The following is a 13,766-nucleotide window of genomic DNA, read 5'->3' on the forward strand; positions in this document are numbered from 1 at the left end:
AAGCTTCAAAGCTTAAGGGATCATGATGCAGAACGGCGCAATGAAGGCCTGGCTGGATTCCTCCTATCTGGCGGGCGCGAACCAGTCTTACATAGAGCAGCTCTATGAAGACTTCTTAACCGATCCGGGTTCCGTTGAAGATAGCTGGCGTTCCATTTTTCAACAGCTACCAACCGCGGGTGTCAAACCCGATCAGCTTCACTCTCAAACGCGCGATTACTTCCGCCGCCTGGCGAAAGACTCCGCGCGCTACAACACCACCATCACCGATCCGGAAACCGACGCCAAACAGGTCAAGGTACTGCAGCTGATCAACGCCTTCCGCTTCCGCGGGCATCAGCATGCCAACCTCGATCCGCTTGGCCTGTGGCAGCGCGAGCAAGTTCCTGACCTTGATCCCGCTTACCACAACCTGACCGAAGCCGATTTCCAGGAAACCTTCAACGTGGGCTCTTTCGCCATCGGCAAAGAAACCATGAAGCTGGGCGATCTGTACGCCGCGCTGAAGCAGACCTATTGCGGGTCGATCGGCGCTGAGTACATGCACATCACCAACACCGAAGAGAAACGCTGGATCCAGCAGCGCATCGAGTCGGTGGTGGGGCGCGCCAGCTTTACCGCCGACGAAAAACGCCGTTTCCTGAACGAGCTGACCGCGGCGGAAGGCCTGGAACGTTACCTGGGCGCCAAATTCCCGGGCGCCAAACGCTTCTCGCTGGAAGGCGGCGACGCGCTGGTGCCGATGCTGAAAGAGATGGTGCGCCACGCCGGCAAGAACGGCACGCGCGAAGTGGTGTTGGGCATGGCCCACCGCGGCCGTCTGAACGTGCTGATCAACGTGCTGGGCAAAAAGCCGGCCGATCTGTTCGACGAATTCGCCGGCAAGCATAAAGAACACCTCGGCACCGGTGACGTGAAATATCACCAGGGCTTCTCTTCCGACGTGGAAACCGAAGGCGGCATGGTTCACCTGGCGCTGGCGTTCAACCCGTCGCACCTGGAGATCGTCAGCCCGGTGGTCATGGGGTCGGTTCGCGCCCGTCGCGATCGTCTGGACGAAGCGCGCAGCAACATGGTGCTGCCGATCACCATCCACGGCGACGCCGCCATCACCGGCCAGGGCGTGGTTCAGGAAACCCTGAACATGTCTCAGGCCCGCGGCTACGAAGTGGGCGGCACCGTGCGTATCGTCATCAACAACCAGGTTGGCTTCACCACCTCCAACCCGCTGGATGCGCGCTCTACCGAATACTGCACCGACATCGCCAAAATGGTTCAGTCGCCGATCTTCCACGTTAATGCGGACGATCCGGAGGCCGTGGCCTTCGTCACCCGCCTGGCGTTGGATTTCCGTAACACCTTTAAGCGTGACGTGATGATCGATCTGGTCTGCTACCGTCGCCATGGGCACAACGAGGCCGACGAGCCGAGCGCCACCCAGCCGGTGATGTATCAGAAGATCAAGAAACACCCTACGCCGCGCAAAATCTATGCTGACGTGCTGACCGAGCAGAAAGTGGCCAGCCTGGAAGATGCCACGGAAATGGTCAACCTGTACCGCGACGCGCTCGACCGCGGCGATTGCGTGGTTGAAGAGTGGCGTCCGATGAACCTGCACTCCTTCACCTGGTCACCGTACCTGAACCACGAGTGGGACGAAGAGTACCCGAGCAAGGTTGAGATGAAGCGCCTGCAGGAGCTGGCACGCCGCATCAGCACCGTGCCGGAAGCGATCGAAATGCAGTCGCGCGTGGCGAAAATCTACGCTGACCGCGCCGAGATGGCCGCAGGCAACAAGCCGTTCGACTGGGGCGCCGCCGAAACGCTGGCCTACGCCACCATGGCGGATGAAGGCATTCCAATCCGCATCTCCGGCGAAGACGCCGGCCGCGGCACCTTCTTCCACCGTCACGCGGTGGTGCACAACCAGAAAAACGGTTCGGTCTACGTTCCGCTGGCGAATATCCACAGCGGCCAGGGCGAATTCAAGGTCTGGGACTCCGTGCTGTCTGAAGAAGCGGTGCTGGCGTTCGAATACGGCTACGCTACGGCGGAACCGCGTACGCTGACCATCTGGGAAGCGCAGTTCGGCGACTTCGCCAACGGCGCGCAGGTCGTTATCGACCAGTTCATCAGCTCCGGCGAGCAAAAATGGGGCCGTATGTGCGGCCTGGTGATGCTGCTGCCGCACGGCTATGAAGGCCAGGGCCCTGAGCACTCTTCCGCGCGTCTGGAACGCTATCTGCAGCTGTGCGCAGAGCAGAACATGCAGGTGTGCGTCCCGTCTACGCCGGCGCAGGTTTACCATATGCTGCGTCGTCAGGCGCTGCGCGGTATGCGCCGTCCGTTGGTGGTGATGTCGCCGAAGTCGCTGCTGCGTCATCCGCTGGCGATTTCTTCGCTGGACGAGCTGGCCAACGGCACCTTCCTGCCGGCGATCGGCGAGATCGACGACTTGGATCCGAAAGCGGTCAAGCGCGTCGTGCTGTGCTCCGGCAAGGTCTACTACGACCTGCTGGAACAGCGTCGCAAGAACGAGCAGAAAGACGTGGCCATCGTGCGCATCGAGCAGCTGTATCCGTTCCCGCATCAGGCCGTGCAGGCCGTGCTGGAGCAATACTCGCACGTGCATGATTTCGTCTGGTGTCAGGAAGAGCCGCTGAACCAGGGCGCCTGGTACTGCAGCCAGCACAACTTCCGTGAAGTGGTGCCGTTCGGGGCTTCTTTACGTTACGCAGGACGTCCGGCCTCCGCTTCTCCGGCGGTGGGCTATATGTCCGTACACCAGAAGCAGCAGCAGGCTCTGGTGAACGACGCGCTGAATATTGACTAATGTTCGCTCGCTTGCCGGCCGTGGGGCCGGCAAGCAGATGATAAAAAACTTAAGGGAAAGCTAAATGAGTAGCGTAGATATTCTGGTTCCTGACCTTCCTGAATCGGTTGCCGATGCGACCGTAGCCACCTGGCACAAAAAGCCGGGTGACAGCGTGCAGCGTGATGAAGTCCTGGTTGAAATCGAAACCGACAAAGTGGTGTTGGAAGTGCCGGCCAGTGAAGCGGGCATTCTCGATGCTATCGTGGAAGAAGAGGGCGCGACCGTACTGTCTCGCCAGCTGCTCGGCCGCATCCGCCCAGGCGACAGCTCCGGCAAACCGACCGCCGAGAAGAGCCAGGAGAAAGAGTCCACGCCTGCACAGCGCGCGACCGCGAGCCTGGAAGAAGAAAGCAATGACGCGCTCAGCCCGGCGATTCGCCGCCTGATCGCCGAACACGACCTCGATGCCGGCGCCATCAAAGGCACCGGCGTGGGTGGCCGCATCACGCGTGAAGACGTGGAAGCGCACCTGGCCAAAGGCGGCGCCGCCGCCAAACCGGCCGCCGCCGCTGAAGCCGCACCGCAGCCTGCTCTGGCCGGCCGTAGCGAAAAACGCGTGCCGATGACTCGCCTGCGCAAACGCGTCGCTGAGCGTCTGCTGGAAGCGAAGAACAGCACCGCGATGCTGACCACCTTCAACGAAATCAACATGCAGCCGATCATGGATCTGCGCAAACAGTACGGCGAAGCCTTCGAGAAGCGCCACGGCGTGCGTCTGGGCTTCATGTCCTTCTACATCAAGGCGGTGGTTGAAGCGCTGAAGCGCTTCCCGGAAGTGAACGCGTCGATCGACGGTTCCGACGTGGTTTACCACAACTACTTCGACATCAGCATCGCGGTTTCTACCCCGCGCGGCCTGGTGACGCCGGTACTGCGCGATGTGGACGCCATGAGCATGGCTGACATCGAGAAGAAAATCAAAGAGCTGGCCGTTAAGGGCCGCGACGGCAAACTGACCGTGGAAGAGCTGACCGGCGGTAACTTCACCATTACCAACGGCGGCGTATTCGGCTCCCTGATGTCCACCCCGATCATCAACCCGCCGCAGAGCGCCATCCTGGGCATGCACGCCATCAAAGATCGCCCAATGGCGGTCAATGGTCAGGTGGTGATCCAGCCGATGATGTATCTGGCGCTGTCTTATGACCACCGCCTGATCGACGGTAAAGAATCCGTCGGTTATCTGGTGACGGTCAAAGAGATGCTGGAAGATCCGGCTCGTCTGCTGCTGGACGTCTAGTAACCCTTGCCGGGCGCGGCGTGCCGCGCCCGCACTCTGTGCTATGTGGCCGGAAAACCATGCGGTTTACCGCGTAATAATGGTCCGGCTAAAAACCTTCAGAACTGAATGGATAGAACATCATGAATTTACACGAATATCAGGCAAAACAGCTGTTTGCTCGGTATGGCATGCCGGCACCAACCGGTTACGCCTGTACCACTCCGCGTGAAGCAGAAGAAGCCGCATCCAAAATCGGCTCCGGCCCGTGGGTGGTGAAATGTCAGGTTCATGCTGGCGGCCGCGGTAAAGCGGGCGGCGTTAAAGTCGTCAACAGCAAAGAAGATATCCGTGCTTTCGCGGAAGCCTGGTTGGGCAAGCGTCTGGTGACTTACCAGACTGACGCGCTGGGCCAGCCGGTTAACCAGATCCTGGTTGAAGCGGCGACCGACATCGATAAAGAACTGTACCTGGGCGCCGTCGTAGACCGCGCGACCCGTCGCATCGTATTCATGGCGTCTACCGAAGGCGGCGTGGAAATCGAGAAAGTGGCGGAAGAAACCCCTGAACTGATCCACAAAATGACCATCGATCCGCTGGCGGGTCCACAGCCTTATCAGGGCCGTGAGCTGGCCTTCAAACTGGGCCTGACCGGCAAGCAAGTCAGCCAGTTCGCCAAGATCTTCATGGGCCTGGCGACGCTGTTCCTGGAGCGCGACCTGGCGATGGTTGAGATCAACCCGCTGGTGATCACCAAGCAGGGCGATCTGGTGTGCCTGGACGGCAAACTGGGCGCCGACGGCAACGCCCTGTTCCGTCAGCCTGAACTGCGTGAAATGCGTGACCCTTCTCAGGAAGATGAGCGTGAATCCCGTGCGGCTCAGTGGGAGCTGAACTACGTTGCCCTCGACGGCAACATCGGCTGCATGGTGAACGGCGCAGGTCTGGCGATGGGCACCATGGACATCGTTAAACTGCACGGCGGCGAGCCGGCCAACTTCCTGGACGTAGGCGGCGGCGCGACCAAAGAGCGCGTGACCGAAGCGTTCAAAATCATCCTGTCCGACGACAAGGTGAAAGCGGTTCTGGTTAACATCTTCGGTGGTATCGTTCGTTGCGATCTGATCGCCGACGGCATCATCGGCGCAGTGGCTGAAGTGGGCGTTAACGTCCCGGTCGTGGTGCGCCTGGAAGGGAACAACGCCGAACTGGGCGCCAAGAAACTGGCGGACAGCGGCCTGAATATCATTGCTGCGACCAGCCTGACTGATGCGGCTCAGCAAGTTGTTGCAGCAGTGGAGGGTAAATAATGTCCATCTTAATCGATAAAAACACCAAAGTAATTTGCCAGGGCTTCACCGGTAGCCAGGGGACTTTCCACTCCGAACAAGCTATCGCTTACGGCACCAAAATGGTTGGCGGCGTCACCCCAGGCAAAGGCGGCACTCAGCACCTGGGTCTGCCGGTGTTCAACACCGTGCGTGAAGCGGTTGAAGCGACCGGCGCGACGGCCTCCGTCATTTACGTTCCAGCGCCGTTCTGCAAAGACTCCATTCTGGAAGCGATCGATGCCGGCATCAAATTGATCATCACCATCACCGAAGGCATCCCGACCCTGGACATGCTGACCGTGAAAGTGAAGCTGGACGAAGCCGGCGTGCGCATGATTGGGCCGAACTGCCCTGGCGTGATCACCCCGGGCGAGTGCAAAATCGGCATCATGCCTGGCCACATCCACCTGCCGGGCAAAGTGGGCATCGTTTCCCGCTCCGGCACCCTGACCTATGAAGCGGTGAAACAAACCACCGATGCCGGTCTGGGCCAGTCCACCTGTGTGGGCATCGGCGGCGACCCGATCCCGGGCTCCAACTTCATCGATATCCTGAAGATGTTCCAACAGGATCCGCAGACCGAAGCGATCGTGATGATCGGTGAGATCGGCGGCAGCGCTGAAGAAGAAGCGGCGGCTTACATCAAAGAACACGTCACCAAACCGGTCGTGGGTTACATCGCTGGCGTGACCGCGCCGAAAGGCAAACGCATGGGCCACGCGGGCGCCATCATCGCCGGCGGCAAAGGCACGGCGGACGAGAAGTTTGCTGCGCTGGAAGCGGCGGGCGTGAAAACCGTTCGCAGCCTGGCGGACATCGGCGACGCGGTAAAAGCGGTGCTGAAGCGCTAAGAACCTAGTACGAAATAACAATATCTCGACATGTTTGGCCACCCATTGGGTGGCCTTTTTTATGGGTAAAGATCAGAAGTCGTTGAGCGCCTTGATCAGCGCGATCCGATCCTGCAGGCGGCGCTGCTGCACCGGATCCGCGGCGGCTTGCCGCTGCTGCCCCAGCGAGGTGAGGGCGGCGCGGTAATCGTCGGCGTTGCTGAACAGCGCGTCTTTGACGTTGATCGAGGCGACGTTGGTGTAGCGCCCGTCGTCGGTGGTCGGTACCTGGATAACGCCTTCATTAAGCAGCCGTTTGACGATCGCCCGCTGCGGTTCGTATCCTTCCATGCCAACCAGTTTCCAGCGCTGCGGCGGCACGCCCTGGTATTGGCCGTGTTTCACTTCCGTCAGGTAGCGCAGGGCCAGGTGGCGAATGGTGCCTTCTTCTTCACCGTATTGCGCTTTGCTGTCGAACAGCACCGGGAAGGATTGCCCTTCCAGCGCGCCGCCCTTTTGCGTCAGGTGGCCCATGCGGTAACTGTTCATGCCCAGACGGATCGGCATGTCGTCGGTGACCGGCGTGCCGTCCGCCAGGCGCAGATCGACGATGCGCGAACCGGCGGGTTGGCGCAGATCAATGGTATAGGTGACGCCATCGAAGAAATCGTTGGTGGAATATTTGGACGAACGCCGCGCCGGGTTAAAGCTGTAGGTGACGTCGCCCGGCTGCAGCTGATTGAAGTAGCCGGCGGACCACTCCATATAGCGTTTAAGCGCTTTACCGTTAAGTTGATAAACGGTGATCTCGCCGCCGGCGTATTGGTAGTTAAAGGCGATATCCTTGGCCTTGATGTCGCCGACGTCCAGTTTGGCGCGATCGTTGTCGATCTGCAGAGCGATCACCTGCGCCTGCGGTGCGTAGTGACGGGCGGCCTGCTGGAACAGCGCGCTGATGCCGGTATCCTGCACGTGCACCTGAGGAATGCCGCGGAACTCGTCGGCAGGCACCAGATCGCTGCCGCTCAGCTTCGCCACCACCCGGTTGGCGTTGGCGCGCAAAATGTCATGATACGGCTGGTAGAGAGCCTGCATGGCGCTGTCCGGCGTCAGCCCTTTGATCGGGTAGGTGTAGCTGTTTTTGTCGATCAGCGTGAATTTGCCGTCGCGGCGTTCAAATTGCAGATCGATGCGTGACAGCGCGCGGCCGTATTTGTCCGGTTCGGTGATGATGACGCCGTTGATCACCGCCTTGTCGATCTTCACATGCATGTGGCCGGCGACGATCGCCGCCAGTTCCGGGTTGGCGTTGGCAATGTCGGCCACGCCGGTGCCCGGGCGCTGGTTCTCGTTGTCGATGCCCATATGCGCCACCAGTACGATGGCATCGACCTGGCCGTCGATTTGTTTGATGACCTGTTTCACCGCCTGCACCGGATCGGTGAAGTTCAGTCCTTTGATACGATCGGTGCCCTTGGCGAATTCAGCGGTCATCGGCGTGTCCATGCCGATAATGCCGATCTTCACGCCCTGGCGTTCGAGGATGGTGTAGGCCGGCAGATAAGGCTTGCCGTTGTCCCAGACGATGTTGCCCGCCAGCGCCGCGCCCTTGAACTGCTTGAGCGGGGTGGCCAGCACCGGCAGGCCGAAGTCGAACTCGTGATTGCCCATCACCCAGACGTCGTAGTTGAGCGCGTTGAGGCCCAGCATCATCGGGCTGACGGCCTCATGCTTGAAGGTTTCAACGAAGTTGCCCTGAATAGTGTCGCCGGCGTCCACCAGGATCAGGTTAGGCTGCTCGGCGCGTACCTTTTTGACCTGAGTGGCTATCTGGCTCAGGCTGCCCGCCAGGTTTTCCGTGTCGCTGGCGTAGTCCCAAGGCACGAAGGTACCGTGCAGATCGGAGGTGCCCAGCAGGGTGATGTTTACCGTTTCGGCGGCCATGGCGTTTCCCGAGAGTCCCAAGACAGAGGCAAAGATGATTTTTTTCATAACTTATTGTCACTCAATGCAATTTTAACATAATCGGTCATTTTGCTACAAAATCGCAACCTTTACGATCCCATCGCGAGAAATAGACTAATATTGGAGAGAGATTTGTTGTTTTGTGACTGCAATCACTGTCACGGCTTAATGGAAATAAAAGGTTAATTATGTCGCAGAATAAGCGCGTAATAATACAATGGCGGCTCTTTTAAATTACATTTATTTAACACAAAAATATCATTAAAAAACAATTAAACCATTGCGCAACATGCCCTCAAGAAAAATAGGCGAAATGTGCTGATGAATATGGAAATAATATGCGGATAGGCTTAAATTGTCTCAGATCAAATTAGCCCGAAGTACCTCTTTCGGCTAAGATTTGACCTGTAACCAAAAGTCCAACCCACGTCACGTAAAAACCTATTTATTGTGTGGGATTGGGCGAGTATCATCCATGTTGTGATTATGGATGGTTGATCTTGTTGCATTTGTTACCCGTTGTCGGTTTTCAGTGGCGTGCTTGTCGACGGCCCGAGAGGCTATTGGCGAGTGTGCGGTTGAAAGCGGAGAAGCTGGATCAAATTTGTTGTGTTTAAGGGCATTCACTGCGGGGCGTTACTGGCGGCTTTGAAAGAAGCATGCCGATAACCGCGTGTCGGAGTCTTCCTGCGAGGAGCAAGGAGTCAAGATGTTTGATATTGTCGAACTGTCGCGCTTACAGTTTGCTTTAACGGCGATGTACCATTTCTTATTTGTCCCATTAACGCTCGGTATGGCGTTCTTGCTGGCAATTATGGAAACGGTATATGTCCTGTCTGGCAAACAAATCTATAAAGACATGACCAAATTCTGGGGAAAGTTATTTGCGATTAACTTTGCTCTGGGTGTGGCCACCGGTTTGACCATGGAGTTCCAGTTCGGGACCAACTGGTCGTATTTCTCTCATTACGTCGGCGATATCTTCGGGGCCCCACTGGCTATCGAAGGTCTGATGGCGTTCTTCCTTGAATCGACGCTGGTCGGCCTGTTCTTCTTCGGCTGGGATCGTCTGAGCAAGGTGCAGCACATGGCGGTAACCTGGTTCGTGGCCCTCGGCTCCAACCTGTCCGCGCTGTGGATCCTGGTCGCCAACGGCTGGATGCAGAACCCGATCGCGTCGGATTTCAACTTCGAAACCATGCGCATGGAGATGGTCAGCTTCTCCGAGCTGGTGCTTAACCCGGTTGCGCAGGTGAAATTCGTTCACACCGTGGCTGCAGGTTACACCACCGGCGCCATGTTCGTGCTGGGCATCAGCTCCTACTATCTGCTGAAGGGCCGCGACATCGCTTTCGCCAAGCGCTCCTTCGCCATCGCCGCCAGCTTCGGCATGGCTGCGGTGCTGTCGGTGATCGTGCTGGGTGACGAATCCGGTTACGAAATGGGCGACGTACAGAAAACCAAACTGGCCGCCATCGAAGCGGAGTGGGATACCCAGCCGGCGCCGGCGTCCTTCACTCTGTTCGGCATTCCCGATCAGGACAAGATGGAAAACTCCTTCTCTATTCAGATCCCGTATGCGCTTGGCCTGATCGCCACGCGTTCCACCGACACGCAGGTCACCGGCCTGAAAGATCTGCTGGCGCAACATGAAGTGCGCATCCGCAACGGCATGAAAGCCTACCAGCTGCTGGAAGAGCTGCGCGGCGGCAATACCGATCCTGCGGTGCGTGCGGAATTCAACAAAACCAAGCAAGACCTGGGCTACGGCATGCTGTTGAAGCGTTATACCCCGAACGTCAGCGACGCGACGGAAGCGCAGATCCAGCTGGCGACCAAGGACTCCATTCCACGCGTGGCGCCGCTGTACTTCGCCTTCCGCATCATGGTGGCCTGTGGCGTGCTGATGCTGCTGATTATCGGCCTGTCCTTCCTGAGCGTGGTGCGCGGCCGCATCGGCCAGAAAAAATGGCTGTTGCGTGCGGCGCTGTATGGCCTGCCGCTGCCGTGGATCGCGGTGGAAGCCGGCTGGTTCGTGGCGGAATACGGCCGTCAACCGTGGGCGATTGGTGAGGTGCTGCCGACCGCAGTCGCCAACTCTTCGCTGACCGCGGGCGACATTCTGTTCTCGATGGGGCTGATTTGCGGCTTGTACACCCTGTTCCTGGTGGCTGAAATGTACCTGATGTTCAAGTTTGCGCGTCTGGGTCCAAGCAGCCTGAAAACCGGCCGCTACCACTTTGAACAACCGACTGCCGCCGTGCAGGAAGCGCGCTAAACAGGAGTCCACGTATGTTTGACTATGAAGTACTGCGATTTATCTGGTGGGTGCTGGTTGGCGTACTGCTGATCGGCTTCGCCGTCACCGACGGTTTCGACATGGGCGTCGGCATCCTGGTGCGCATCATCGGTAAAACCGATACCGAGCGCCGGGTGATGATCAACTCCATCGCCCCGCACTGGGACGGTAACCAGGTGTGGCTGATCACCGCCGGCGGCGCGCTGTTCGCCGCCTGGCCGATGGTCTACGCAGCGGCCTTCTCGGGCTTCTACGTCGCCATGATCCTGGTGCTGGCGGCCTTGTTCTTCCGCCCGGTCGGTTTTGACTACCGTTCCAAGCTGGAGAGCACCCGCTGGCGCAACATGTGGGACTGGGGCATCTTCATCGGTTCCTTCGTGCCTGCATTGGTGTTCGGCGTGGCGTTCGGCAACCTGCTGCAGGGCGTGCCGTTCCATGTGGACGAGTACCTGCGTCTGTTCTACACCGGCAACTTCTTCCAACTGCTGAATCCGTTCGGTCTGTTGGCAGGCGTGGTCAGTCTGACCATGCTGGTCACTCAGGGCGCGACTTACCTGCAGATGCGCACCACCGGCGAGATCCACCTGCGGTCACGCGCCGCAGCGCAGATCGCGACGCTGATCATGGCGGTATGCTTCCTGCTGGCGGGCGTGTGGCTGGTGAAAGGCATCGACGGCTACGTGATCACTTCGGCGCTGGACACCATGGCGGAATCCAACCCGCTGCGTAAAGAAGTGGCGCATCAGGCTGGCGCATGGCTGATCAACTTCAACAAGTATCCGCTGCTGTGGGCGTTGCCTGCGCTGGGCGTGGTGCTGCCGTTGTTCACCATCCTGTTCTCGCGTCTGGAGAAAGGCGCGCTGGCGTTCGTCACCTCGTCGCTGACCATCGCCTGCGTCATTCTCACCGCCGGGGTCACCATGTTCCCGTTCGTGATGCCGTCCAGCACTGTGCCTAACGTCAGCCTGACCATGTGGGACGCGACCTCGAGCCTGTTGACGCTGAAAGTGATGACCGTCGTGGCGGCGATCTTCGTGCCTATCGTTTTGGCGTACACCAGCTGGTCGTACTACAAAATGTTCGGTCGCCTCGACAAGAATTACATCGAAAACAACAAGCATTCGCTGTACTAAGGATAAGGAGCTAAACCATGTGGTATTTTGCCTGGATTCTCGGAACGCTTCTTGCCTGCGCCTTTGGCATCATCACGGCGCTGGCGCTTGAGCAGAGCGAAGCGACCAAAGCTCAGCAAGACGGTAAGTGATGAGCTCGTCCGTGATTGACAAGCTGTACGCTGTCACCGACAAGGGCCCGGTTCGGGCCCTTTCCCTGGCGCTGGCGTTGATTTTGGCGGGGTGCGTGTTCTGGGATCCGACGCGTTTCGCCGCCAAAACCAGCTCGCTGGAGATTTGGGAAGGGCTGTTGCTGATTTGGGCCGTATGCGCCGGGGTGATCCACGGTTTCGGATTCCGCCCGCAGCGCAGCGTCTGGCGCGCTTTTTTCGCGCCGCTTCCCGCAATTGTGATCTTGTGCGCAGGATTACTTTACGTTTCTTTATAATCTCCCCGATGTCCCCACGTTATGGGCCCTCACGGCCCATAATTATTTTCATTCCCATCTTGTAACCCATTCCCAACCCGATCCGTCTTGCGTATAGTAGCAGCGTTAAATTGCATTGCTGGGAAGTAGAGTGAGTAATACGTTGTTTCGATGGCCGGTTCGCGTTTACTACGAGGATACCGATGCCAGTGGTGTGGTCTATCACGCCCGCTACGTCGCCTTTTTTGAAAGAGCGCGCACAGAGATGCTGCGTCAGCACAACTTTCATCAACAGCAGCTGCTCAGTGAACAAGTCGCTTTTGTCGTCCGGCGCATGACGGTGGATTATCTGGCTCCGGCTCGTCTCGACGAGCAACTGGAGGTCCAGAGTGAAATCACCTCTCTGCGCGGGGCTTCTCTCACGTTTGCTCAACGCATTGTCAATTCTGACGGGGCCCTACTGAGCCAGGCAGATGTCCTGATTGCCTGTATTGATCCACACCAAATGAAGCCAAGAGCGCTTCCTAAGTCTATTGTCGCGGAGTTTAAGCAGTGACTGACATGAACATCCTAGATTTATTCTTGAAGGCGAGCCTGCTGGTTAAGCTTATCATGTTGATTTTGATATGCTTCTCGGTAGCCTCCTGGGCGATCATCATTCAGCGCACCCGCATCCTCAATGCGGCGACGCGCGACGCCGAAGCCTTTGAAGACAAATTCTGGTCCGGTATCGAGCTTTCCCGTCTGTACCAGGAAAGTCAGGCGCGTCGCGATAGCCTGACCGGTTCCGAGCAGATCTTCCATTCCGGTTTCAAAGAGTTCGCCCGCCTGCACCGCGCCAACAACCATGCGCCGGAGTCGGTGATCGAAGGAGCGTCGCGCGCGATGCGCATTTCGATGAACCGCGAGCTGGAAACGCTGGAAACCCATATTCCGTTCCTCGGCACCGTCGGTTCGATCAGCCCGTATATCGGCCTGTTCGGCACCGTGTGGGGGATCATGCACGCCTTTATCGCGCTGGGCGCGGTGAAGCAAGCCACGCTGCAGATGGTGGCGCCGGGTATCGCCGAAGCGCTGATCGCCACCGCGATCGGTCTGTTCGCCGCCATCCCGGCGGTAATGGCCTACAACCGTCTCAACCAGCGCGTCAACAAGCTTGAGCAGAATTACGACAACTTTATGGAAGAGTTCACCGCTATTCTGCATCGTCAGGCCTTCTCCAGCGACAGCAAATAAGTAGGAGGTAGCATGGCGAGAGTACGTGGACGTAGTCGGCGCGAGCTGAAGTCCGAAATTAACATCGTTCCGCTGCTCGACGTGTTGCTGGTGCTGCTGCTGATCTTTATGGCAACCGCGCCAATCATCACGCAGAGCGTGGAGGTTGACCTGCCGGACGCCACCGATTCCAAGACGGTGTCCAGCGATGACAATCCGCCGGTGATCCTCGAGGTTTCCGGCGTAGGTCAATACACCCTGGTGGTGGATCACAACCGTATGGAGCTGCTGCCGCCTGAGCAAGTCGCGGCCGAAGCCAAGTCGCGTTTGGCGGCTAACCCGAAAACGGTCTTTTTGATCGGCGGTGCGAAGGAAGTCCCTTACGATGAGATTATCAAGGCATTGAATATTCTCCATCAGGCGGGCGTGGCTTCCGTGGGGCTGATGACCCAGCCGATCTGACCGTAAGGCCAACGGCAACCCGGTTCCTGCG

At 58.4% G+C, this 13,766-nt stretch carries 12 protein-coding genes; 11 read left to right on the top strand and 1 reads right to left on the bottom strand.

Annotated elements, in window-relative coordinates:
* Positions 1–25: 25 nt before the first annotated feature.
* The 4 genes from sucA (at position 26) to sucD (ending at position 6,276) form a co-directional block, all read left to right on the top strand.
* Complete coding sequence (gene sucA / locus ACP39K_RS08265; protein WP_025301881.1) at positions 26–2,833, top strand: 2-oxoglutarate dehydrogenase E1 component; 2,808 nt, start codon at positions 26–28, stop codon at positions 2,831–2,833.
* 64 nt (positions 2,834–2,897) lie between these two features.
* A complete protein-coding gene (gene odhB, locus ACP39K_RS08270) occupies positions 2,898–4,115 on the top strand; it encodes a 2-oxoglutarate dehydrogenase complex dihydrolipoyllysine-residue succinyltransferase (protein ID WP_015376977.1) in 1,218 nt (405 codons plus the stop codon).
* Positions 4,116–4,237: 122 nt separating this feature from the next.
* A complete protein-coding gene (gene sucC, locus ACP39K_RS08275; RefSeq protein WP_015376978.1) occupies positions 4,238–5,404 on the top strand; it encodes an ADP-forming succinate--CoA ligase subunit beta in 1,167 nt (388 codons plus the stop codon).
* Positions 5,404–6,276, top strand: a complete 873-nt coding sequence (gene sucD / locus ACP39K_RS08280) for a succinate--CoA ligase subunit alpha (protein ID WP_004939878.1) — start codon at positions 5,404–5,406, stop codon at positions 6,274–6,276. Before sucC ends, sucD begins: the two co-directional genes overlap by 1 nt.
* 72 nt (positions 6,277–6,348) lie before the next feature.
* On the opposite strand, the gene ACP39K_RS08285 is transcribed toward sucD, so the two are convergent.
* A complete protein-coding gene (locus ACP39K_RS08285; protein ID WP_147827550.1) occupies positions 6,349–8,247 on the bottom strand; it encodes a bifunctional metallophosphatase/5'-nucleotidase in 1,899 nt (632 codons plus the stop codon).
* A 682-nt stretch (positions 8,248–8,929) separates the two neighbouring features.
* On the opposite strand from ACP39K_RS08285, the gene cydA reads away from it, so the two are divergent.
* From cydA to tolR, 7 genes are all read left to right on the top strand, one after another.
* Complete coding sequence (cydA, locus tag ACP39K_RS08290; protein ID WP_033641068.1) at positions 8,930–10,498, top strand: cytochrome ubiquinol oxidase subunit I; 1,569 nt, start codon at positions 8,930–8,932, stop codon at positions 10,496–10,498.
* Positions 10,499–10,512: 14 nt separating this feature from the next.
* A complete protein-coding gene (gene cydB, locus ACP39K_RS08295; RefSeq protein WP_016928727.1) occupies positions 10,513–11,652 on the top strand; it encodes a cytochrome d ubiquinol oxidase subunit II in 1,140 nt (379 codons plus the stop codon).
* Positions 11,653–11,669: 17 nt separating this feature from the next.
* A complete protein-coding gene (gene cydX, locus ACP39K_RS08300; RefSeq protein WP_004939868.1) occupies positions 11,670–11,783 on the top strand; it encodes a cytochrome bd-I oxidase subunit CydX in 114 nt (37 codons plus the stop codon).
* Positions 11,783–12,079 (top strand): cyd operon protein YbgE, encoded by a 297-nt coding sequence (ybgE, locus tag ACP39K_RS08305; RefSeq protein WP_033641067.1) that lies wholly within the window; start codon positions 11,783–11,785, stop codon positions 12,077–12,079. Before cydX ends, ybgE begins: the two co-directional genes overlap by 1 nt.
* A gap of 130 nt (positions 12,080–12,209) precedes the next feature.
* Positions 12,210–12,614: a tol-pal system-associated acyl-CoA thioesterase gene (ybgC, locus tag ACP39K_RS08310; RefSeq protein WP_004939863.1), complete on the top strand. Its 405-nt coding sequence runs from the start codon at positions 12,210–12,212 to the stop codon at positions 12,612–12,614.
* A complete protein-coding gene (gene tolQ / locus ACP39K_RS08315) occupies positions 12,611–13,294 on the top strand; it encodes a Tol-Pal system protein TolQ (protein ID WP_004939862.1) in 684 nt (227 codons plus the stop codon). The genes ybgC and tolQ overlap by 4 nt, the downstream gene beginning before the upstream one ends.
* A gap of 12 nt (positions 13,295–13,306) precedes the next feature.
* Entirely contained in the window at positions 13,307–13,735 is a 429-nt protein-coding gene (gene tolR / locus ACP39K_RS08320) for a colicin uptake protein TolR (RefSeq protein WP_004939859.1), read from the top strand.
* Positions 13,736–13,766: the final 31 nt, after the last annotated feature.

This window comes from Serratia sp. EC4 (assembly GCF_059652115.1).

Coding starts and splice junctions, on each gene's coding strand:
- sucC (WP_015376978.1), top strand. CDS start 4,238: ATGAATTTACACGAATATCAGGCAAAACAGCTGTTTGCTCGGTATGGC.
- ybgE (WP_033641067.1), top strand. CDS start 11,783: ATGAGCTCGTCCGTGATTGACAAGCTGTACGCTGTCACCGACAAGGGC.
- cydB (WP_016928727.1), top strand. CDS start 10,513: ATGTTTGACTATGAAGTACTGCGATTTATCTGGTGGGTGCTGGTTGGC.
- cydX (WP_004939868.1), top strand. CDS start 11,670: ATGTGGTATTTTGCCTGGATTCTCGGAACGCTTCTTGCCTGCGCCTTT.
- sucA (WP_025301881.1), top strand. CDS start 26: ATGCAGAACGGCGCAATGAAGGCCTGGCTGGATTCCTCCTATCTGGCG.
- sucD (WP_004939878.1), top strand. CDS start 5,404: ATGTCCATCTTAATCGATAAAAACACCAAAGTAATTTGCCAGGGCTTC.
- odhB (WP_015376977.1), top strand. CDS start 2,898: ATGAGTAGCGTAGATATTCTGGTTCCTGACCTTCCTGAATCGGTTGCC.
- tolR (WP_004939859.1), top strand. CDS start 13,307: ATGGCGAGAGTACGTGGACGTAGTCGGCGCGAGCTGAAGTCCGAAATT.
- cydA (WP_033641068.1), top strand. CDS start 8,930: ATGTTTGATATTGTCGAACTGTCGCGCTTACAGTTTGCTTTAACGGCG.
- ACP39K_RS08285 (WP_147827550.1), bottom strand. CDS start 8,247: ATGAAAAAAATCATCTTTGCCTCTGTCTTGGGACTCTCGGGAAACGCC.